Genomic DNA, 20,583 nt, shown 5'->3' on the forward strand with positions numbered 1-20,583 from the left:
CCCAAACGGTCCTGACATAAAGGTTCATCTCCTCATGGCGCGTCCCAAGATTGCATTGATCGGCTCCGGCCAGATCGGCGGAACGCTCGCCCACCTCATCGGATTGCGTGAGCTCGGCGACGTTGTGATGTTCGACATCGCGGAAGGCATTCCGCAGGGCAAATCGCTGGATCTCGCGCAGTCGTCGCCGATCGACGGCTTCGACGCCAAAATGTCCGGCACCAATTCCTACGATGCGATCGAGGGCGCCTCGGTCTGCATCGTCACCGCCGGTGTGCCGCGCAAGCCCGGCATGAGCCGCGACGATCTGATCGGCATCAACCTGAAAGTGATGGAGCAGGTCGGCACCGGCATCAAGAAATACGCCCCGAACGCGTTCGTCATCTGCATCACCAATCCGCTCGATGCGATGGTCTGGGCGCTGCAGAAATTCTCCGGCATGCCGAAGAACATGGTGGTCGGCATGGCGGGCGTGCTCGACTCCGCGCGCTTCCGCTATTTCCTCGCCGACGAATTCAACGTGTCGGTCGAGGACGTGACCGCCTTCGTGCTCGGTGGCCATGGCGACACCATGGTGCCGCTGGTGCGCTATTCCACCGTCGCCGGCATCCCGTTGCCCGATCTGATCAAGATGGGCTGGACCACCGAGAAGCGGCTGGACGATATCGTGATCCGCACCCGCAATGGCGGCGCGGAAATCGTCAACCTGCTGAAGACCGGTTCGGCCTTCTACGCGCCGGCATCGTCCGCGATCGCGATGGCGGAAAGCTATCTCAAGGACAAGAAACGCGTGCTGCCCTGCGCCGCCGGGCTCAACGGCGAATACGGCGTGAAGGACATGTATGTCGGCGTGCCGGTGGTGATCGGCGCCAAGGGCGTCGAGCGCGTGGTTGAAATCGATCTGTCATCGTCCGAGCGTGAAATGTTCGACAAGTCGGCGCTGTCGGTTCAGCAGCTGGTCGATGCCTGCAAGACCATCGCGCCGGACTTGAACAAGTAACTACACTGACGTGCCCCGCGCAGGCGGGGCACGTCAGTTACGCAAGCGGGAGCCATCCCGCCATTATTCTGCTCGCTGGATTGCCCGCCCTCGCGGGCAATGACATCCGAGGGTTGGGAACGGAGCGTCCATGAATATCCACGAATATCAGGCCAAGGCGGTGCTGCGCGAATTCGGTGTGCCGGTGCCGAAGGGCATCGCGGCCTTCACCGTCGATGAAGCGATGAAGGCTGCGTCCGAATTGCCCGGGCCGGTCTGGGTGGTGAAGGCGCAGATTCATGCAGGCGGCCGCGGCAAGGCCGGCGGCGTCAAGGTCGTCAAGTCTCATGACGATGTGAAGACCGAAGCCACGCGCATCCTCGGTTCGACCCTGGTGACGCACCAGACCGGGCCGAAGGGCAAGCAGGTCAACCGGCTCTATGTCGAGGACGGCTCGGCGATCGAGAAGGAATTCTATCTGTCGATGCTGGTCGACCGCGTCACCTCGCGCGTCGCCATCGTGGTGTCGACCGAAGGCGGCATGGATATCGAAGCCGTCGCGCACGACACGCCGGAAAAGATCCTGACCATTGCGGTCGATCCGGCCACCGGCATCATGCCGCATCATGTGCGCAACGTGTCGCAATCGCTCGGCCTCACGGCAGACCTGCAGAAGCAGATGGGGCCGCTGCTGAACCAGCTCTACAAGGCGTTCATCTCGACCGACATGAGCATGCTGGAAATCAATCCGCTGGTGATCACCAAGGACCAGAAGCTCCTGTGCCTCGACGCCAAGATCGATTTCGACGGCAACGCGCTCTATCGCCATCCCGACATCTTCGCGCTGCGCGACGAAACCGAGGAAGACGAGAAGGAGATCGAGGCGTCGAAGTTCGACCTGAACTACATCGCACTAGACGGCACCATCGGCTGCATGGTCAATGGCGCCGGTCTCGCGATGGCCACCATGGACATCATCAAGCTCTATGGCGCGGAGCCGGCGAACTTTCTCGATGTCGGCGGTGGTGCGACCAAGGAGAAGGTGACGGCCGCGTTCAAGATCATCACCTCCGATCCGAAGGTGAAGGGCATTCTGGTCAACATCTTCGGCGGCATCATGAAGTGCGACATCATCGCCGAAGGCGTGGTGGCCGCGGTCAAGGAAGTCGGGCTGAAAGTGCCGCTGGTGGTGCGTCTCGAAGGCACCAATGTCGATCTCGGCAAGAAGATCCTGAAGGAATCCGGACTGGACGTCGTGCCCGCCGACGATCTCGACGATGCCGCGCAGAAGATTGTCGCCGCTGTGAAGAAGGCTGCCGCATAATGTCCATTCTCATCGATAAGAACACCAAGGTCATCTGCCAGGGCTTCACCGGCAAGAACGGCACCTTCCATTCCGAACAGGCGATCGCCTACGGCACCAAGATGGTCGGCGGCACCTCGCCCGGCAAAGGCGGCACCACGCATCTCAATCTGCCGGTGTTCGACACCGTGCGCGAAGCGCGCGAGAAGACCGGCGCCGATGCCAGCGTGATTTACGTCCCGCCGCCCGGCGCGGCCGACGCGATCTGCGAGGCGATCGACGCGGAGATTCCGCTGATCGTCTGCATCACCGAAGGCATTCCGGTGATGGACATGGTGAAGGTGAAGCGCTCGCTGTGCGGATCGAAGTCGCGTCTGATCGGGCCGAATTGCCCGGGCGTGATGACCGCGGGCGAATGCAAGATCGGCATTATGCCCGGCAATATCTTCAAGCCGGGCAAGGTCGGCATCGTGTCGCGGTCCGGCACGCTGACCTACGAGGCGGTGTTTCAGACTTCGCGCGAAGGCCTGGGCCAGACCACGGCAGTTGGCATCGGCGGCGATCCGGTCAAGGGCACCGAATTCATCGAGATGCTGGAAATGTTCCTCGCCGATCCCAAAACCGAGTCGATCATCATGATCGGCGAGATCGGCGGTTCGGCCGAAGAGGATGCCGCGCAGTTCCTGAAGGACGAAGCGCGCAAGGGCCGCAAGAAGCCGATGGTCGGCTTCATCGCCGGCCGCACCGCGCCCCCCGGGCGTCGCATGGGCCATGCCGGTGCGATCATTTCCGGCGGCAAGGGCGATGCGGAATCCAAGATCGCGGCAATGGAAGAAGCCGGGATCAAGGTGTCGCCGTCCCCCGCGCGGGTGGGCAAGACGCTGGTCGAGGTGCTAAAAGGCTGAGGAGACCGGATTTCTGCGGTCAGGTTTCAAGTTCGATTGAGGCCCGCGCCCTCCGGCGCGGGCTTTTTTCGTTGCGATTTCCGCTACTTCGGTAGCGCCGGATCGGGATAAAATAGTGAATCCGAATTCACTTCAATGTCATGTTATCGTGGCCCAATCGTCCCCATATCTGTAAAAGGGTCTCCGCCGGGACGCATTTTTCAGCCGATTCGACCCCGAAATGGCCGCTTCCGGCGGTCAGCAACGATACCAGACGCCATCGATCCAGAATTTGGATCCACGCCAGGACGCCCGCATGTCTCGTCAGGACGCGAACGCAGCCTTCGCCCTTACTTCTTTCCTCTACGGCGGCAACGCCGCCTATATCGAAGACCTCTACGCCCGGTACGAAGCCGACCCGGCTTCGGTCGATGCCCAGTGGCAATCCTTTTTCCAGAGCCTGAAGGACGACCCGGCGAGCGTGACCAAAAGCGCGAAGGGCGCGTCGTGGAAACAGCCGGGCTGGCCGCAGCTCTCGAACGGCGAACTGGTGGCGGCGCTCGACGGCAACTGGGCCGAGACCGAGAAGGTCATCTCCGGCAAGATCAAGGGCAATGCGCAGAAGGCCGGCGTCGAACTGAGCTCGACCGACGTGCTGCAGGCGACGCGTGACTCGCTGCATGCGCTGATGCTGATCCGCGCTTACCGCATCCGCGGTCATTTTCACGCCAAGCTCGATCCCCTCGATCTCGAACCCGAGAAGAGCGAGCAAGAACTCGACCCGCGCAGCTACGGCTTCACCGAAGCCGACATGGACCGCAAGATCTATCTCGACAAGGTGCTCGGTCTGGAATTCGCGACCATGCGCGAGATCGTAGCGATCCTGCGCCGCACGTATTGCCAGACGCTCGGCGTCGAATTCATGCACATTTCCGATCCGCAGCAGAAGGCGTGGATCCAGGAGCGCATCGAAGGCAAGGACAAGGAAATCACCTTCACCCGCGAGGGCAAGCGCGCGATCCTCAACAAGCTGGTGGAGGCCGAGGGCTTCGAGAAGTTCCTCGATGTGAAGTTCACCGGCACCAAGCGCTTCGGTCTCGACGGAGCCGAGTCGTTGATCCCGGCGCTGGAGCAGATCATCAAGCGCGGCGGCAATCTCGGCGTGCAGGAAATCGTGTTCGGCATGGCGCATCGTGGCCGGCTGAATGTGCTGACCCAGGTGATGGGCAAGCCGCATCGCGTCCTGTTCCATGAATTCAAGGGTGGTTCGGCGACGCCGGACGAGGTCGAAGGCTCTGGCGACGTCAAGTATCATCTCGGTGCTTCGAGCGACCGTGAATTCGACGGCAACAAGGTGCATCTGTCGCTGACGCCCAACCCCTCGCATCTGGAAATCGTCGATCCGGTGGTGCTCGGCAAGGTGCGCGCCAAGCAGGATCAGCTCGGCGCGACGCCGGACAACCGCACCATGGCGCTGCCGCTGCTCATCCATGGCGACGCGGCTTTCGCCGGCCAGGGCGTGGTGTCGGAATGCTTCGGCCTGTCGGAGTTGAAGGGCTATCGCACCGGCGGCAGCCTGCATTTCATCGTCAACAACCAGATCGGCTTCACCACCTATCCGCGCTATTCACGGTCATCGCCCTATCCGTCCGACGTGGCGAAGATGATCGAGGCGCTGATCTTCCATGTGAACGGCGACGATCCGGAAGCGGTGGTGTTCGCGGCCAAGGTTGCGATCGAATATCGCCAGCGCTTCGCCAAGCCGGTCGTTATCGACATGTTCTGCTATCGGCGCTTCGGTCACAACGAAGGCGACGAGCCGGCCTTCACCCAGCCGCTGATGTATCAGAAGATCCGTCAGCATCCGTCGACCCTCGATATCTATGCCAAGAAACTGATCGGCGAAGGTGTCGTCACCGAAGGTGAAGTCGACAAGATGCGCGGCGACTGGCGCCATCGGCTCGAAGCCGAATTCGAGGCCGGCCAGGGCTACAAGCCGAACAAGGCCGACTGGCTGGACGGCCGCTGGTCGATCATCAAGGCCGGCATGGAGATCGACGATCCGCGCCGCGGCAATACCGGGGTCGATGTCGCGAAGCTCAGGGAGATCGGCGAGAAGATCACCCGGGTGCCGGAGGATTTCCGGGTTCACCGCACCATCAACCGTTTTCTCGAAAACCGAAAAAAAGCGATCGAGACCGGCGAGGGCATCGACTGGGCGACGGCGGAGGCGCTGGCGTTCTGTACGCTGCTGCTCGACGGCCATCCGGTGCGCTTGTCAGGCCAGGATTCCGAACGCGGGACGTTCTCGCAACGCCATTCCGTGCTGTTCGACCAGCGCACCGAGGCGCGTTACACGCCGTTCAATCATCTGAGCGACAACCAGTCGCGCTACGAAGTGCTGAACTCGATGCTCTCGGAAGAGGCCGTGCTCGGCTACGAATACGGCTATTCGACCGCGGAGCCGAATGCGCTGGTGCTGTGGGAGGCGCAATTCGGCGACTTCGCCAATGGCGCGCAAGTGGTCTTCGATCAGTTCATCTCGTCGGCCGAACGCAAATGGCTGCGCATGTCCGGGCTCGTCTGCCTGCTCCCGCATGGCTATGAGGGGCAGGGGCCGGAGCATTCGTCGGCGCGGCTTGAGCGCTATCTGCAGATGTGCGCCGAAGACAACATGCAGGTCGCCAACTGCACGACGCCGGCGAATTATTTCCATATCCTGCGTCGCCAGTTGCGGCGCGAAATCCGCAAGCCGCTGATCCTGATGACGCCGAAGTCGCTGTTGCGCCACAAGAAGGCGGTGTCGCGGCTCGACGAAATGGGCGCCGACACCACCTTCCATCGTATCCTCTGGGACGATGCGCAGGTGCTGAAGGATGAGAAGATCAAGCTGGTCGCGGACGACAAGATCCGTCGTGTGGTGCTGAGTGCCGGCAAGGTCTATTTCGATCTCTACGACGAGCGCGAGAAGCGCGGCATCGACGACATCTACCTGCTGCGGATCGAGCAGCTCTATCCATTCCCGACCAAGGCGCTGATGCAGGAATTGCAGCGCTTCAAACAGGCCGAGATCGTGTGGTGCCAGGAAGAGCCGCGCAACATGGGCGCCTGGTTCTTCGTCGACACCTTCATCGAATGGACGCTCAACCAGATTCAGGCCAAGCATCGCCGTCCGCGTTATGCCGGCCGCCCCGCATCGGCCTCGACCGCGGTCGGGCAGATGTCGAAACACAATGCACAGCTCAAGCAATTCCTCGACGAAGCGCTTGGGTAATGGATCCTGTCGTCCCCCGCGAAGGCGGGGGACCCGGCAATCGCCACGGCAATCTAGTGCTGTGGTCGCTGGATCGCCCGCCTGCGCGGGCGATGACACAGTGAGATAGAAGCGAACGGAACCAACAATGACCGAAATCCGCGTTCCCACTCTAGGCGAATCCGTCTCCGAAGCGACCATCGGCAAATGGTTCAAGAAGCCCGGCGACGCTGTGGCGGTCGACGAGCCGCTGGTCGAGCTCGAGACCGACAAGGTCACAATCGAAGTGCCGGCGCCGGCGGCCGGCGTGCTGGAAGCGATCGCGGCCAAGGACGGCGAGACTGTCGCCGTCGGTGCGCTGCTCGGCGAAATCAAGGACGGCGCCAAGGGCGCCGCCGCCGCTGCGACCACGACCGGCGCGCCCGACAAGAAGCAGAGTACCACCGCGCCGATCAAGGCCGGCGAGGAGGAGATCAAGCCGCGCGCCCAGGACAAGCCGGAGGCCCAGACTCCGAAACCGTCCGGCGACATGCCGGTCGCACCGTCGGTACGCAAAATGTCGGCGGAATCCGGCATCGAAGCGTCCACCGTGCCCGGCTCGGGCAAGGACGGCCGTGTCACCAAGGGCGACATGATGGCCGCGATCGAGCGCGCCGCCGCGTCGCCGACCCCGGCCACAGCTCCGGTGCAGGTGCGGGCGCCATCGCCGGCCGACGACGCCGCGCGCGAAGAACGGGTGAAGATGACGCGGCTGCGCCAGACCATCGCCCGCCGGCTGAAGGATGCGCAGAACACCGCCGCCATGCTCACGACCTTCAACGAGGTCGACATGAAGGCGGTGATGGAATTGCGCAGCCACTACAAGGATGCGTTCGAGAAGAAGACCGGCGTGAAGCTCGGCTTCATGGGCTTCTTCGTGCGCGCCTGCGTGCAGGCGCTGAAGGACATCCCCGCGGTCAATGCCGAGATCGACGGCGGCGACATCATCTACAAGAATTACTATCACGTCGGCGTTGCGGTCGGCACCGAGAAGGGACTCGTCGTGCCGGTGATCCGCGATTGCGATCACAAGTCGCTGGCGCAGATCGAGAAGGACATTGCCGACGCCGGCAAGCGCGCGCGTGACGGCCAGCTCAAGATCGAGGAGATGCAGGGCGGCACCTTCACGATATCGAATGGCGGCGTCTACGGCTCGCTGATGTCGACGCCGATCCTGAACGCGCCGCAATCCGGCATCCTCGGCATGCACAAGATCCAGGAGCGCCCGGTCGCGATCGGCGGCAAGGTCGAGATCAGGCCGATGATGTATCTCGCGCTCTCCTACGACCATCGCATCGTCGACGGCCGCGAGGCGGTGACCTTCCTCGTGCGCGTGAAGGAAGTGCTGGAGGACCCGGCGCGGCTAATTCTGGATCTGTGAGTGACGCAAGGGCGGTGTGGACGCCGCCCCCGATCCTGCTGGACGACACAATGACGAAACCGAAACGTCTCGCGCTGTGCGCTTTGGTGGTCGCTGCTGTTCTCGTAACGAAGCCGGGCGGTGCTGCGCTGCCGCCGGCCGGCAACATGGTCGCGAGCGATGCCGAGCTCCAATATCTGGCATCGATCGGCGGTCTGTACCGAAACAAGGGCACCGATGGCGCCGGTGAGTCCTATAGCGGCATCACCGCGGTTCTGCCGCGGGTCGATGATGTGCGGATGATCTGGTGGGTCGACAACGAGACCGTCTCCGGCGTCGGCGAACTGGACCGCCATTCGCTGGTCGTGCGATGGGGCGAGAAATATCCGGCGGTCTATTCGTCCACCGACGAGGGCGTGTTGTCGGGAGAATGGGATGACGGCGCCGGCAACGAAACGCTCGAATTGTTCGCGCCGATCGATCCGGAGCCGGCTCCGGTGCCGCAGGGGCGGTACCGTCTCGAGGGCATGAAGCCCGATGGCACGGCCTATAACGGCACGGTCTCCATCGCGCGCACCGGCGATGCTTTCGAACTCGTCTGGCACGCGGGAACCGAAAGCCATCGCGGCAAGGGCAAGCGGCAGGGCAATCTGCTGCAGGTGACGCGCGCCGATGGATTGCCCGCGATCTACGCGCTCGATACCGACGGCACGCTGCGTGGCCTGCTCGGCAAGGGGCGCGGCGAAGAGGTTTTGACGCCGGTGCGCTAACGGCCGGTCTGATGGCTTAGCAGGAAGAGAAATTCATTATGTCCTACGATCTGATCGTCATCGGCACCGGTCCCGGCGGCTATGTCTGTGCCATTCGCGCGGCGCAGCTCGGCATGAAAGTGGCTGTGGTCGAAAAGCGCGCGACGCTGGGCGGCACCTGCCTGAATGTGGGCTGCATTCCGTCGAAGGCGCTGCTGCATGCGTCCGAATTGTTCGAGGAAGCCGGCCACGCCTTCGCGAAAATGGGCATCGGCGTCGGCAAGCCGAAACTCGATCTCAAGCAGATGCTGACCTTCAAGGACGAAGCGGTCGATGGCAACGTCAAGGGCGTCGACTTCCTGATGAAGAAGAACAAGATCGATGTCGTTTTCGGCACCGGCCGCATCGCAGCAGCAGGCAAGGTCGAGGTCACAGGTGCTGACGGCAAGTCGCAGACGCTGGAGACCAAGAACATCGTCATCGCCACCGGCTCCGATGTGACGAAGCTGAAAGGCATCGAGATCGACGAGAAGCGGGTGGTTTCCTCCACCGGTGCGATTGCGCTCGAGAAGGTGCCGGAGAAGCTGGTCGTGATCGGCGCCGGCGTGATCGGTCTCGAGCTTGGCTCGGTCTGGCGCCGCATCGGTTCGCAGGTGACGGTCGTCGAATTTCTCGATCGCATTTTGCCGGGCATGGATTCGGAGGTCGCGCGTCAGTCCCAGCGCCTGTTCGAGAAACAGGGCATGGCCTTCAAGCTCGGCTCGAAGGTCTCGGCCGTCGATACATCCGGCAAGAAACTGAAGGTCAAGGTCGAGCCCGCGAAAGGCGGCGAAGCGGAAACCATCGATGCCGATGTGGTACTGGTCGCGATCGGCCGAGTGCCCTACACCGAGGGTCTCGGTCTCGCTGAGGCCGGCGTTGCACTCGACGAGCGTGGCCGCGTGAAGACCGACGCGCATTTCGCAACCAATGTGCCGGGTATCTATGCGATTGGCGACGTGATTGCCGGGCCGATGCTGGCGCACAAGGCCGAGGATGAGGGCGTGGCGGTGGCCGAGATCCTTGCCGGCCAGGCCGGGCACGTGAATTACGATGTGATACCGGCGGTGGTCTATACCTTCCCGGAAATCGCATCGGTCGGAAAGACCGAGGATGAGCTGAAGCAGGCCGGTATCGCTTACAATGTCGGCAAGTTTCCATTCACAGCCAATGGCCGCGCCAAGGCCAATCAGCAGACCGATGGCTTCGTGAAGATCATCGCAGACGCCAAGACGGATCGGGTGCTGGGCGTGCATATCGTCGGCGCCGATGCCGGCAACATGATTGCGGAGCCGGCGGTGGCGATGGAATTCGGCGCGTCGTCGGAAGATATCGCGCGCACTTGCCACGCGCATCCGACCTTGCCGGAAGCAGTGAAGGAAGCGGCGATGGCGGTCGAGAAGCGCGCGATCCACATGTGATCGCGCCAGACGCGCGACGCGATGCTTCGCCTCTATCACGCCTGGGCTTCGACTTGCTCCCAGAAGGTGCGGCTCGCGCTCGCCGAGAAAGAGTTGCCATACGAGGGCGTGGTGTTGAGCCTGCGCCGTTTCGAGCAGCTTGCGCCGGACTTTCTGAGCATCAATCCCGAAGGCGTGGTGCCGGTGCTGGTGCATGACGACTTCGTCGTGCGCGAGTCGACCATCATCAACGACTATCTCGACGATGCGTTTCCGGAGCGTCCCTTGCGTCCCGCCGATGCGAAGGACCGGGCGCGGGTCGCGGTGTGGAATCGATTCATCGACGACGTGCTGACGCTCGCGATCAAGAAGCCGAGTTTCCAGCGCAACATGCGGCCGTTCCTGCAATCGCTGCCGGCGGCAGAGATCGACGCCGCGGTGGCGCGCATGCCGAACCCCGAGACTGCGCGGCGCTGGCGCGATGCCGCACGCAACGGCATTCCGGCTGCGGAGCTAGCTGCAGCCGATGCCGATCTCCGCCGCATGCTCGACCGCATGCAGGACGCGTTGATTGCGCATACATGGCTCGCGGGAGCCGACTATTCTCTCGCCGACGTGAACATCGCGCCCTTCGTCCACCGGCTCGCGAGCTTTGCCGAATACAATCTCGATCGCGATTGGCCTGCGGTTGCGGACTGGTACGCTCGGCTGCTTGCGCGCCCGGCTTTTGCCCGCGCCAATTTCGCCGAGCAGGTTGCGACGCCGACACGTTGACGCGCCGGAGCTTCATGAAGCCGGCGCCTGCTCCCGCAACGCCTTGTTCTCCGCCTCGAGCTCCTCGATCCGGCGCTGCAACGTGCCTATGGCCTGCGCGACATCCGGCGCATCGAAGCGCGGCGTGATGTGCTGCGGGCAATTCCAGTCGAACGCGTCGAGACGGAGTACGAAGGCGCGTTCGGCGCGGCCGCGATAGCCGGGCGTCGCGATCGCCTCCGCCAGCCTGGGATCGTCGGCCAGGCTCTTCGCCTCGGCATGGGCGAAAATCTTCAGCCGCCGGCGGTTCGCGTAGTCGACGAGGATCAGCGAGACGCGCGCATCGGCGGCGAGATTGCCGAGGCTGATATATTGACGATTGCCGGCAAAATCGGCGAAGGCCAAAGTCCTGTCGTCGATCACGCGCAGGAATCCGCGCGGGCCGCCGCGATGCTGCACATAGGGCCAGCCGGTCTCCGATACGCTCGCCATGTAGAAACTGTCGCGTTCGGCGATGAAAGCGATCTCGCTTTCGGTGAAGCGATCGAATTCGCGGTGGCCTTTGAAATCTTCCCACAGATGCGCGCTGTCATTCTGCGCCTGCGCCGCCTTGACGCTGGGCGTGATCGCGATGTCCAGAAACCCGTATGGCATGGCCGCCTCCTGATGTGGGCAACATAAGGCCGGATGCGATTTGGAATAATGGAGAGAGAATGATAATGATTATCTCGATAAATGAGAGGGTGCATGGACCGGCTGGATGCGATGTCGATCTTCGCTGCCGTGGTCGAGGCCGGAAGCTTCAGCGCCGCAAGCCGCAGGCTGGGCGTGCCGCTGCCCAGTGTCAGCCGCAAGGTGGCCGAGCTTGAAGCGCATCTGAAGGCGCGTCTCCTGATCCGCACCACCCGCAAGCTGACGCTGACCGACGCAGGCGCGGCCTATCTCGCCGCCGCGCGGAACATTCTGGAGCAGGTGGCCGAGGCCGAGCGTGCCGCCTCCGGCGAATATCTCACACCGCGCGGCGATCTTGCCATCGCCGCCCCGATCGTATTTGGCCGACTGCATGTGCTGCCCGCGGTCACCGCGTTTCTCGCGGCATTTGCCGACATCGATGTGCAGCTCGTGCTGGCGGATCGCAACGCCGACCTGATCGGAGACCAGATCGATGTTGCGGTGCGGATCGGATCGCTGAACGATTCCACCATGGTGGCGCTGCGCGTCGGCGCAGTGCGGCAGGTGGTCTGCGCGAGCCCGGATTTTCTCAGGTCGCGCGGCATGCCGAAAACCCCCGGCGATCTGGCCGCGCTACCCTGTGTCACGTTCGGCGTCACAGCGGCGACATCCTGGTCGTTCGCGTCGGAAGGCCGCGCGATGTCCGTTCCGGTGCGGTCGCGCCTGGTGGTCAATACCGCCGAAGCCGCGATCGATGCCGCCATCGCCGGTGTCGGGATCGTGCGCGTGCTATCCTATCAGGTGGAGTCCGCGATTCATCAGCGTCGGCTGAGGATCGTGCTCGCGGACGCGGAGCCGCCGCCATTGCCGGTTCATCTCATCCATCCGGCGCAAAACCATACCCCGCTCAAGCTGCGCCGCTTTCTCGAATTTGCCGCGCCGCGGTTGAAGAAGGCGCTAACCGATATAGAACGGCGGTTGGGTCCCTCTCGGCGCTGAAGTGGGGAGAGGTTCGCACGTGGAGGTTCTGATGGCAGCATCACTCGAAAACAAAATCGCGCTCGTGACCGGCGCCGCCGGCGGCCTCGGCCAGGCTTTCGCGCAGCGGCTCGCGTGCGACGGCGCGCATCTCGTCCTCGTCGACATCAAGCCTTGCGACGACACCGTTCGGATGGTCGAGGCGGCCGGGCGTGAGGCCATGGCCGTGATCTGCGATGTCACCTCGGAAGAATCCGTCAGCTATCTCGCCGCCGAGGCCGAGATGCGGTTCGGTCGCTGCGACATTGTCATCAACAATGCCGGGATCTATCCGATCCAGCCGTTCGAGCAGGTGACCTTCGCCGATTGGCGCCGAGTCATGTCGCTCAATCTCGATGCGGTGTTTCTGGTCTCCAAGGCGTTCGCCCCGGGCATGAAGCGGCGCGGCTGGGGCCGCATCATCAACCTCTCGTCGTCGACACTGAACACGGTGGCGTCCGGCTACACCCATTACATCGCGAGCAAAGGCGGTGTGGTCGGATTCACCCGCGCGCTCGCAACCGAGATGGGTAATTTCGGCGTCACCGTGAACGCGATTTCGCCGAGCCTGACGCGGACGCCGGGCACCGAGGGTCGTGCGCCGCGGCCGGGCCGCTCCAGCATGGATGAAGAGTTCGAGCAGATCGCGAAGCTGCAGCCGATCCGCCGCGTCCAGTTGCCGGCCGATATCGCCGGCGTGGTCTCGTTCCTGGCGAGCGATGATGCGGCATTCATGACCGGCCAGACGCTGTATGTGGACGGTGGCATGGTGCGGGTTTAGCGCGCGATGCGGCAGCGCGGCACATGCCGGGCGCTTTGACACGGAACAAACTGTGCTAACTTTGGAACCGGAACAGGACTGGACCAGGACCTGCTGACCCGCGCCCGGGAGGAAACCATGCGTTACACCGGCACCCTCATCGCTCTTCTCTCGACCGCTGCGATCGTCGGAACGACAACCGCCGGCGCCTGGCCGGTCATGCACGAGTCGCCCGCGCCCGCCGATCCGATCATCCTGGCTCAAATGGGCGGGATGGGCGGGATGGGAGGAATGGGCGGCGGTATGGGTGGTGGCGGCATGCGAGGCGGTGGCATGGGTGGCGGTATGGGTGGTGGCGGCATGGGTGGTGGTATGGGCGGCGGCGGCATGGGCGGCGGCGGCATGGGCGGTGGCGGCATGGGCGGTGGCGGCGGCATGGGCGGTGGCGGCGGCATGGGTGGCGGCATGCGCGGTGACGGCGGCATGGGCGGCGGCATGCGCGGTGACGGCGGAATGGGCGGCGGCATGCGCGGTGACGGCGGAATGGGCGGCGGCATGCGCGGTGACGGCGGAATGGGTGGCGGCATGCGCGGTGATGGCGGCATGGGCGGCGGCGGTATGGGTGGCATGGGGGGAATGGGCGGCAACAACGTCAACATCAACCGCAATCGCAACACCAACGTTTACGTTCGCGGCGTTCGTCCCTGGTCGAGCCGCGCCTGGTACGGCACTGCGATCGCGGGCGTGACGCTCGGCACCATCCTTGCAGTCAGCGCGGTACCTCCGGTTCCAGACGACAGGCTGTGCTGGTTCTGGGTCGATTCCTCGGAGACGAGCGGCTATTGGGACTGGTGCGTCCCGCCGATGTAGGCGGCTAAAGGGACTGAAGTATGCCGGCCGTGACGTGAGTGCGCGGCCGGAGTGACGGCAAGTGGGGTGCTTGCGGACAATCGTGGAGTGACACAATCGCGGAGAGGACGGCGTCCGACCCGCGCTCAATCGCATGACCTCGCAAATCTCGACCGATACCGGCGCACCGGCGCAAGCCGCTCCGTACGGCGCCTTGCTGGCGACCTTCATCACCGCGATCTTCGTCAGCGCGGCGCTGCTGTTTGCCGTGCAGCCGATGTTCACCAAGATGGTGCTGCCGCAGCTTGGCGGCGCCGCGGCTGTCTGGTCGGTCGCGCTGGTGTTCTTTCAGGCCGCCTTGCTGGCGGGTTATGCCTACGCGCATCTGATCACGCGGCTGGCCCCCGGGCGCAGGTCGCTGATCATCCATATCGCGGTGAATATCCTCGCCTGCTTCTTCCTGCCGCTGCATATCGCAACGCATTTCGGGCCGCCGCCGCAATCGGGTGAGGCCTTCTGGCTGCTGGCGCTGTTCGGGGTTTCGATCGGGCTGCCGTTCTTCGCGCTCGCGGCCAACGGCCCGCTGCTGCAGGCCTGGTTCGCACGCACCAGTCATCCGGCGGCGAAGGACCCGTACTTTCTCTATGCCGCCAGCAACGCCGGCAGCTTTATCGCGCTGATCTCCTATCCGGTCGCGATCGAGCCCTTCATCCGGCTCGGCCCGCAATCGTGGCTGTGGACCGGCGGCTTCTATGTGCTGATCGTGCTGATCGGCGCCTGCGGGCTGCTGATGCTGCGCCATCCCGGCGAGGCCGCAACCGCCAGCGCGTCCGAACCTGACGAGGCGGCGCGCCCGCGCGCAGGCGACATCGTGTGGTGGGTGTTTCTGGCCGCCGTACCGTCGGGCCTGCTGATTGCGGTGACCGCGCATATCGCGACGGACATTGCCGCCGTTCCGCTGCTCTGGGTTCTGCCGCTCGCGCTCTATCTCGTCACCTTTGTGATTGTCTTTCAGACGCGGCCGGTCATTCCGCATGCGCTGGTCGTCAAGGTGCAGCCGCTCTTCATTCTCGCTTTGGCCGCGGGTTTCGTGCTGGGCCCGATCGATTCGATCGTGAGTTCAATCGCCCTGCATCTCAGTGTGTTCTTTGTCTGCGTGCTGATGTGTCACGGTGAACTGGCCCGCCGCCGCCCGCCGCCGCGCTATCTGACCGGCTATTACATGTGGATCTCGGTCGGCGGCACGATCGGCGGTATTCTCACCGGGCTGGTGGCGCCGCACGTCTTCACCTGGATCGCCGAATATCCCATCCTGTTGCTTCTTGCGGTGCTGTGCCGTCCGGGTTTGTCGTTGCCGGTGCGGGGAAGCGGTCAATATGTGCTATTGGCTGCACTCGCGGGCGGTCTGCTGATTCTCGGTGCGGCGCTGGCCTTCGACCTGCGTCCGCAATGGAACACGCTTTACGTCATCGTCGGTCTTCTGATCGGGCTGACCGTGGGTTTTTGGCAGGCGCCGTTGCCGTTCACCGCGATCCTCGCCACCCTGTTCATTGTCAACCTGTCGTTCCGCGAAAACCAGACGGTCCATGTTGTACGCAATTTCTTCGGCGTCCTGAGTGTCGTCGACTCATCTGACGGACAATATCGCGGGCTGTGGCATGGCAGCACGAGCCAGGGCACGCAGCAGGTGCGCGACGACGACGGAAACCGCATCAAGGGCCGGCCGGAGATGATCTCCGAATTCTATGAGGGCTTCGGCATCGATCAGGTGTTCAAGGCGGTGCATGCGAAGAAGGAAGGGCCGATCGATTATGCGGTGGTTGGGCTCGGCACCGGCTCGCTCGCCTGCCAGCGGCGGCCCGGCGACAAGCTGACCTATTACGAAATCGATCCGGACATCGTGCGTATCGCGTCGGATCCGGCGCTGTTCAATTTCGTCTCGGAATGCGCTCCGGATGCGCCGATCCTGATTGGCGACGCCCGGCAGAAGCTGAACGCCGCGCCGGATGCAAGCTACGACCTGATTATGATCGATGCCTTCATCGGCGCTGCGATCCCGGTGCATCTGCTGACCCGGGAGGCGATCGCGCTCTATCAGCGCAAGCTTAAGCCCGGCGGGCTGATTGCCATGCATATCTCGAACAAGAATCTGGAATTGGCGTCGGTGGTCGCGGGTGTCGCCGAAGCCAACGGCCTGATCGCTCGCGTCTATGACGGCGGCGATGCCGAGGACGATGCGGATCGCTATCTGTGGGTGCCGAAGGTCGCGGTGCTGGCGCAGCGCGAGGAGGATTTCGGCGCGCTGGCGAAATCCGAATACTGGCCGGTGCAGGAACGCATTCCGGCGCAGCGTGTTTGGTCTGACGATTATTCGAACGTGGTGGGTGCGGCCGTGCGCCAGCTGCGCACCCGCTGGCAGCGCGGATACTGACCGCGCTTCAGAGCGATGTCAGTGCGACCGCCATGGATAGGGCACCCGCAGGTTCACCGGCGGGTCGGACTGGATCGACGGCGCGTCGTCGACGGGATTCAAAGCCGCCAATGCGTGATTCACGTCCTCGCTCTCGAGCAATTCGCTCAGGCGTCTGATCGCCTTGTCCGCGGAGGACGGATTGGCGGAATCGCCAACGGTTTCAAGCTCTCGCCGGGCCAGCCGGACCGCCTCGGCCAATGCAACCACATGGTTCTTCATACGCGTGGACTCCCTGTACCCGAGAGATAACGCCTGGGAGGCGAATTCGCATCGGGGACACAAAATATTTACCCTGCGGAACAGGTCACCCGGCCCTTGAGAGTTGTCATTTTCCCGTCTGTCCCGGGCTTCGGAATGTCGAAAATTGTCAGGACATAGCCGCCGCGGAACTCAACCTCATCGCCTTTGCGCGGCCATGCCTCGATCACGATATCGACATAGCCATGGGGCTTGCCTTCCCGCTCCCGATAGATCCGAAGCTTGAGATTGCGGTCGTCGAGCCATTGCTGGGTGAGATGGTCCCTGCTGAATGTGAGCTTGCGGAAATCCTTCGGCACGCCGGGCGACAGGACTTCGAGTTCGCCCTTGAAACTGAAAAAGCCCGAGCCCACTCCACGGCTGATACCGGCTTCGATCGAGAGCTTCACGGCTTTGTCGCTCGCCTCGCAGCTCAATCCTTCGCTGGCGTGCGCGGATGTCGCGGCGAGGAGAAACAGGAGGGCGGCAATCATTTGGTTCTGCATGATCGGGGCTCGTTGCGGTGATCGGCTTTTTCGTACGGCCCCGTTTCCGGTGCAACCTTTCACGCCCGCGGATGCGCCGCGTTATAGGCCTCGAGCAGCCGCTCGGTGTCGACCGCCGTATAAATCTGTGTGGTCGAGAGTGAGGCGTGGCCGAGCAATTCCTGGATCGCGCGCAGGTCGCCGCCGCGCGACAGAAGATGCGTCGCGAAGGAATGCCGCAGCGCGTGCGGGGTCGCGGTGTCGGGTAGCGACAGCGCGCCGCGCAGGCGCTCCATCGTCAGCTGGATGATGCGGGGCGACAGCTTGCCGCCCTTGGCGCCGACGAACAGCGGACCGTCATCCGGCAGGTCGTAGGGGCAGAGTGCGATGTAATCGTGGATCAGCGCGAGAACCGCCGGCAGCACCGGCACCATGCGCGCCTTGTTGCCCTTGCCCAGCACCGTCAGCGTATCGCCACTGCCTGATGCCGGGATATCACGGCGCTTGAGGCCGAGCGCTTCGGCGATGCGCAGGCCCGAGCCATAGAGCAGCGCCATGACGGCTGCGTCGCGTGCGAAAATCCAGGGCTCACGTTCCTCGCCGGCGCGCAGATCGGTATCGGAAATGCGCTTGGCCTGCGGCACCGCCAGCGGCTTCGGCAAGCTCTTCGGAATTTTCGGCGCGCGCACCGCATTGAGCGCGCCGACCTTGCCCTTGCCATTGCGCTCCAGAAAGCGGGCGAAACTGCGCGCGCCGGCCAGCTGGCGCATCAGGGTACGCCCGCCAATTCCCTTGGCGCGGCGCGACGCCATGAAAGCGCGCACATCCTGCGGGGTGAGTTCCGCGAAATCGGCAAGCGAGGGCTGGCCACCGAGATGGTCCGACATAAATAGCAGGAACTGGGTGACGTCGCGGCGATAGGCCTCGACGGTTTTCGGCGACATCCGCTTCTCGTCGCCGAGAAACGCCGACCATCGCAGAAATTCTGCAGACATGTCGGCAGAGAAGGGCAGAGCATCGGCGTGTTCGGGCATATTGTCGTTATCCCACCGCCTTCCTTGACCCTTCCTTAAGCGCCCGGAATCGGGTGAGTCTCGTCCCCCATGATGCCGAAAACCGTCGATGTCATCCTGCCGGTCGCGCTCGACCGCGCCTATACCTACCGCGTGCCGGCGGGCATGACGCTGGCCGCGGGCGACGTCGTCGCGGTGCCGCTCGGCCCCAACGAATATGCCGGCGTGGTCTGGGGCGAGTCCGAACCCCGGCCCGGATTGCACAACAAGCTCAAGGACGTAGACGCCAAGCTCGATCTCCCACCGCTGCAGGATGAGCTGCGCCGCTTCATCGACTGGGTGGCGGATTACACCCTGGGCGCAAAAGGCACCGTGCTCGGGATGGCGCTGCGGATGGGGGCGCAGGGACCGGCGCGCGAGCGGGTCGGCATCCGGATCGCGGGCCCGGCGCCGCAGCGCATGACCGCGGCGCGCGCCCGTGTGCTTAAACTGCTGTCCGATCAGATGGTTCGCACCAAGTCGGATATCGCCCACGAGGCCGGCGTGTCGGCCGGCGTGATCGATGGTCTGATCGACGAGGGCACCCTGGAAACGCTGGTGCTGCCGCCCGAGCCTGTCGCCTATCCGCCCGATCCTGCTTATCTTTCGCCTGACCTCACGGAGGCGCAAAGCCAAGCCGCCGACATCCTGCGCACCGCCGTCCGCAACGGCGGATTCGCGGCCTTTCTGGTCGATGGCGTCACCGGATCGGGCAAGACCGAAGTCTATTTCGAGGCGGTGGCGGAGACCATTCGCAAGGGCCGTCAGTCGCTGATCCTGATGCCGGAAATCGCGCTGACCACGCAATTTCTCAACCGCTTCGAGCAGCGGTTCGGCACCCGGCCGGCCGAATGGCATTCGCAACTGCCGCCGCGCAAGCGCGCCCGCACCTATTCGTCGCTGTGTTCTGGTGACATCTCGGTCGTGGTCGGCGCGAGGTCTGCGCTGTTTCTGCCATATCCGGACCTTGGTCTGATCATCGTCGATGAAGAGCACGATCCGGCCTACAAGCAGGAAGACGGCGTACATTATCACGCGCGCGACATGGCGATCGTGCGCGCGCATGGCGCAAAAATTCCGGTGATCCTGTCGTCGGCAACGCCCTCGGTCGAGACCGAGGTCAATGCTCGTAGAAACCGCTATGCTCGGCTGAAGCTCCCCGAGCGTTTCGGCGGTCAGCACCTGCCGCATGTCGAAGCCATTGATATGCGGACCGAGGGGCCCGCGCGCGGACGCTTCATCGCGCCGAGGCTCGCAGAAGCCATCAAGTTCGCGCTGGAGAGGAAAGAGCAAGCGCTCCTGTTTCTGAACCGGCGGGGTTACGCGCCGCTGACGCTCTGCCGCTCCTGCGGCTATCGCCTGGCCTGCCAGAATTGCGACGCCTGGCTGGTCGATCACCGGTTCAAGCGGCGGTTGGTCTGCCATCATTGCGGCTTCTCGATGCCGCAGCCGAAGACCTGCCCGCAATGCAGCGCGGTGGATTCGTTCGCGCCTGTCGGTCCCGGCGTCGAGCGCCTGCAGGAAGAGGCCGCGGCGCTTTTTCCGGAGGCGCGCACCATCGTGCTCTCCAGCGACCTGATGGAATCGGTCGAGCGGCTGCGCGAAGAACTCGACGGAGTCGCGCAAGGCAAGTTCGATATCATCATCGGCACGCAGTTGGTGGCGAAGGGCCATCACTTCCCGAAGCTCAATCTGGTCGGCATCGTCGATGCCGATCTCGGACTTGCCAACGGCGATCCGCGCGCGGCCGAGCGCACCTTTCAATTGCTGCATCAGGTGTCGGGCCGCGCCGGCCGCGAGACCGGACAGGGCCAGGGCTTCCTGCAGACGCATCAGCCCGAACATCCGGTGATGCGCGCGCTGATTTCCGGCGACCGCGCCGCGTTCTACGACACCGAGATCGCGCAGCGCGAAGCCACCGGCTATCCGCCGTTCGGCCGGCTCGCCGCGCTGATCGTGTCGGGCTCAGACAAGCACGAGACCGAAAGCTTCGCCAAGAAGCTCGCGGCGGCGTCACCACTGGATGAGACAGTGCGCGTGCTCGGCCCCGCCGAAGCGCCGCTCGCGGTGGTGCGCGGGCGCTATCGGTTTCGCCTGCTGATCAAGGCGCCGCGCAATTACGACCTGTCGCGTTTCATGCGGGTGTGGCTGGAACATGCGCCGAAGACGCGCAAGAGCTTGAAGCTGGAAGTCGATATCGACCCGCAGAGTTTTTATTAGCTTCCTTTGCCCGAGCGAGGCGCCGGAGATTGCGCCCTATCCCCTTGAGGGAGAGGGCT

Annotated in this window: 17 protein-coding genes; 13 read left to right on the forward strand and 4 right to left on the reverse strand. The window is 63.7% G+C overall.

Features of this window, described 5'->3' with window-relative positions; translation table 11 throughout:
• The first annotated feature begins 34 nt into the window (after positions 1–34).
• The 8 genes from mdh (at position 35) to AC5I5I_RS10700 (ending at position 10,780) form a co-directional block, all read left to right on the forward strand.
• Positions 35–1,000, forward strand: coding sequence for a malate dehydrogenase (mdh, locus tag AC5I5I_RS10665; RefSeq protein WP_495972721.1), 966 nt, complete (start codon positions 35–37; stop codon positions 998–1,000).
• Between the two features lie 130 nt (positions 1,001–1,130).
• Entirely contained in the window at positions 1,131–2,303 is a 1,173-nt protein-coding gene (gene sucC, locus AC5I5I_RS10670) for an ADP-forming succinate--CoA ligase subunit beta (RefSeq protein WP_495972723.1), read from the forward strand.
• Positions 2,303–3,187 carry a succinate--CoA ligase subunit alpha gene (sucD, locus tag AC5I5I_RS10675; protein WP_495972725.1) on the forward strand — a complete coding sequence of 295 codons (885 nt, stop codon included), beginning with the start codon at positions 2,303–2,305 and terminating at the stop codon, positions 3,185–3,187. The genes sucC and sucD overlap by 1 nt, the downstream gene beginning before the upstream one ends.
• Before the next feature lie 295 nt (positions 3,188–3,482).
• Positions 3,483–6,440, forward strand: coding sequence for a 2-oxoglutarate dehydrogenase E1 component (locus tag AC5I5I_RS10680; protein ID WP_495972727.1), 2,958 nt, complete (start codon positions 3,483–3,485; stop codon positions 6,438–6,440).
• Positions 6,441–6,567: 127 nt separating this feature from the next.
• Positions 6,568–7,839: a 2-oxoglutarate dehydrogenase complex dihydrolipoyllysine-residue succinyltransferase gene (gene odhB, locus AC5I5I_RS10685; RefSeq protein ID WP_495972729.1), complete on the forward strand. Its 1,272-nt coding sequence runs from the start codon at positions 6,568–6,570 to the stop codon at positions 7,837–7,839.
• Between the two features lie 50 nt (positions 7,840–7,889).
• Positions 7,890–8,588, forward strand: a complete 699-nt coding sequence (locus AC5I5I_RS10690) for a hypothetical protein (RefSeq protein WP_495972731.1) — start codon at positions 7,890–7,892, stop codon at positions 8,586–8,588.
• Between the two features lie 35 nt (positions 8,589–8,623).
• Entirely contained in the window at positions 8,624–10,027 is a 1,404-nt protein-coding gene (lpdA, locus tag AC5I5I_RS10695) for a dihydrolipoyl dehydrogenase (protein ID WP_495972775.1), read from the forward strand.
• Between the two features lie 21 nt (positions 10,028–10,048).
• A complete protein-coding gene (locus tag AC5I5I_RS10700) occupies positions 10,049–10,780 on the forward strand; it encodes a glutathione S-transferase family protein (RefSeq protein WP_495972733.1) in 732 nt (243 codons plus the stop codon).
• A 12-nt stretch (positions 10,781–10,792) separates the two neighbouring features.
• On the opposite strand, the gene AC5I5I_RS10705 is transcribed toward AC5I5I_RS10700, so the two are convergent.
• Entirely contained in the window at positions 10,793–11,413 is a 621-nt protein-coding gene (locus AC5I5I_RS10705; protein ID WP_495758546.1) for a pyridoxamine 5'-phosphate oxidase family protein, read from the reverse strand.
• A 93-nt stretch (positions 11,414–11,506) separates the two neighbouring features.
• Here AC5I5I_RS10705 and AC5I5I_RS10710 point away from each other — a divergent pair, with 93 nt between their 5' ends.
• The 4 genes from AC5I5I_RS10710 to AC5I5I_RS10725 all read left to right on the forward strand — a co-directional run bounded on the left by AC5I5I_RS10710 (position 11,507) and on the right by AC5I5I_RS10725 (position 16,488).
• Positions 11,507–12,430, forward strand: coding sequence for a LysR family transcriptional regulator (locus tag AC5I5I_RS10710; RefSeq protein WP_495972735.1), 924 nt, complete (start codon positions 11,507–11,509; stop codon positions 12,428–12,430).
• 31 nt (positions 12,431–12,461) lie between these two features.
• Positions 12,462–13,229 (forward strand): SDR family NAD(P)-dependent oxidoreductase, encoded by a 768-nt coding sequence (locus AC5I5I_RS10715; protein ID WP_495972737.1) that lies wholly within the window; start codon positions 12,462–12,464, stop codon positions 13,227–13,229.
• A 117-nt stretch (positions 13,230–13,346) separates the two neighbouring features.
• The gene (locus AC5I5I_RS10720) at positions 13,347–14,078 is read left to right on the forward strand and encodes a hypothetical protein (RefSeq protein ID WP_495972739.1); all 732 of its coding nucleotides are present in this window, start codon (positions 13,347–13,349) and stop codon (positions 14,076–14,078) included.
• A gap of 133 nt (positions 14,079–14,211) precedes the next feature.
• Entirely contained in the window at positions 14,212–16,488 is a 2,277-nt protein-coding gene (locus AC5I5I_RS10725) for a spermidine synthase (RefSeq protein ID WP_495972741.1), read from the forward strand.
• Between the two features lie 18 nt (positions 16,489–16,506).
• Here AC5I5I_RS10725 and AC5I5I_RS10730 read toward each other — a convergent pair whose 3' ends face one another.
• From AC5I5I_RS10730 to AC5I5I_RS10740, 3 genes are all read right to left on the reverse strand, one after another.
• A complete protein-coding gene (locus AC5I5I_RS10730; RefSeq protein WP_495758558.1) occupies positions 16,507–16,749 on the reverse strand; it encodes a hypothetical protein in 243 nt (80 codons plus the stop codon).
• A gap of 68 nt (positions 16,750–16,817) precedes the next feature.
• Positions 16,818–17,273 carry a hypothetical protein gene (locus AC5I5I_RS10735; protein ID WP_495972743.1) on the reverse strand — a complete coding sequence of 152 codons (456 nt, stop codon included), beginning with the start codon at positions 17,271–17,273 and terminating at the stop codon, positions 16,818–16,820.
• Between the two features lie 59 nt (positions 17,274–17,332).
• Positions 17,333–18,286 carry a tyrosine recombinase XerC gene (locus tag AC5I5I_RS10740; protein WP_495972745.1) on the reverse strand — a complete coding sequence of 318 codons (954 nt, stop codon included), beginning with the start codon at positions 18,284–18,286 and terminating at the stop codon, positions 17,333–17,335.
• Between the two features lie 69 nt (positions 18,287–18,355).
• Between AC5I5I_RS10740 and AC5I5I_RS10745 the strand changes: the two genes are divergently transcribed.
• Positions 18,356–20,524, forward strand: coding sequence for a primosomal protein N' (locus AC5I5I_RS10745; RefSeq protein WP_495972747.1), 2,169 nt, complete (start codon positions 18,356–18,358; stop codon positions 20,522–20,524).
• Positions 20,525–20,583: the final 59 nt, after the last annotated feature.

Source organism: Pseudorhodoplanes sp., from assembly GCF_059499825.1.

Bases quoted from the DNA above. Each gene is read 5' to 3' on its own strand.
- mdh (WP_495972721.1), top strand. From the start codon at position 35: ATGGCGCGTCCCAAGATTGCATTGATCGGCTCCGGCCAGATCGGCGGA.
- sucC (WP_495972723.1), top strand. From the start codon at position 1,131: ATGAATATCCACGAATATCAGGCCAAGGCGGTGCTGCGCGAATTCGGT.
- sucD (WP_495972725.1), top strand. From the start codon at position 2,303: ATGTCCATTCTCATCGATAAGAACACCAAGGTCATCTGCCAGGGCTTC.
- AC5I5I_RS10680 (WP_495972727.1), top strand. From the start codon at position 3,483: ATGTCTCGTCAGGACGCGAACGCAGCCTTCGCCCTTACTTCTTTCCTC.
- odhB (WP_495972729.1), top strand. From the start codon at position 6,568: ATGACCGAAATCCGCGTTCCCACTCTAGGCGAATCCGTCTCCGAAGCG.
- AC5I5I_RS10690 (WP_495972731.1), top strand. From the start codon at position 7,890: ATGACGAAACCGAAACGTCTCGCGCTGTGCGCTTTGGTGGTCGCTGCT.
- AC5I5I_RS10700 (WP_495972733.1), top strand. From the start codon at position 10,049: ATGCTTCGCCTCTATCACGCCTGGGCTTCGACTTGCTCCCAGAAGGTG.
- AC5I5I_RS10705 (WP_495758546.1), bottom strand. From the start codon at position 11,413: ATGCCATACGGGTTTCTGGACATCGCGATCACGCCCAGCGTCAAGGCG.
- AC5I5I_RS10710 (WP_495972735.1), top strand. From the start codon at position 11,507: ATGGACCGGCTGGATGCGATGTCGATCTTCGCTGCCGTGGTCGAGGCC.
- AC5I5I_RS10715 (WP_495972737.1), top strand. From the start codon at position 12,462: ATGGCAGCATCACTCGAAAACAAAATCGCGCTCGTGACCGGCGCCGCC.
- AC5I5I_RS10720 (WP_495972739.1), top strand. From the start codon at position 13,347: ATGCGTTACACCGGCACCCTCATCGCTCTTCTCTCGACCGCTGCGATC.
- AC5I5I_RS10725 (WP_495972741.1), top strand. From the start codon at position 14,212: ATGACCTCGCAAATCTCGACCGATACCGGCGCACCGGCGCAAGCCGCT.
- AC5I5I_RS10730 (WP_495758558.1), bottom strand. From the start codon at position 16,749: ATGAAGAACCATGTGGTTGCATTGGCCGAGGCGGTCCGGCTGGCCCGG.
- AC5I5I_RS10735 (WP_495972743.1), bottom strand. From the start codon at position 17,273: ATGCAGAACCAAATGATTGCCGCCCTCCTGTTTCTCCTCGCCGCGACA.
- AC5I5I_RS10740 (WP_495972745.1), bottom strand. From the start codon at position 18,286: ATGCCCGAACACGCCGATGCTCTGCCCTTCTCTGCCGACATGTCTGCA.
- AC5I5I_RS10745 (WP_495972747.1), top strand. From the start codon at position 18,356: ATGATGCCGAAAACCGTCGATGTCATCCTGCCGGTCGCGCTCGACCGC.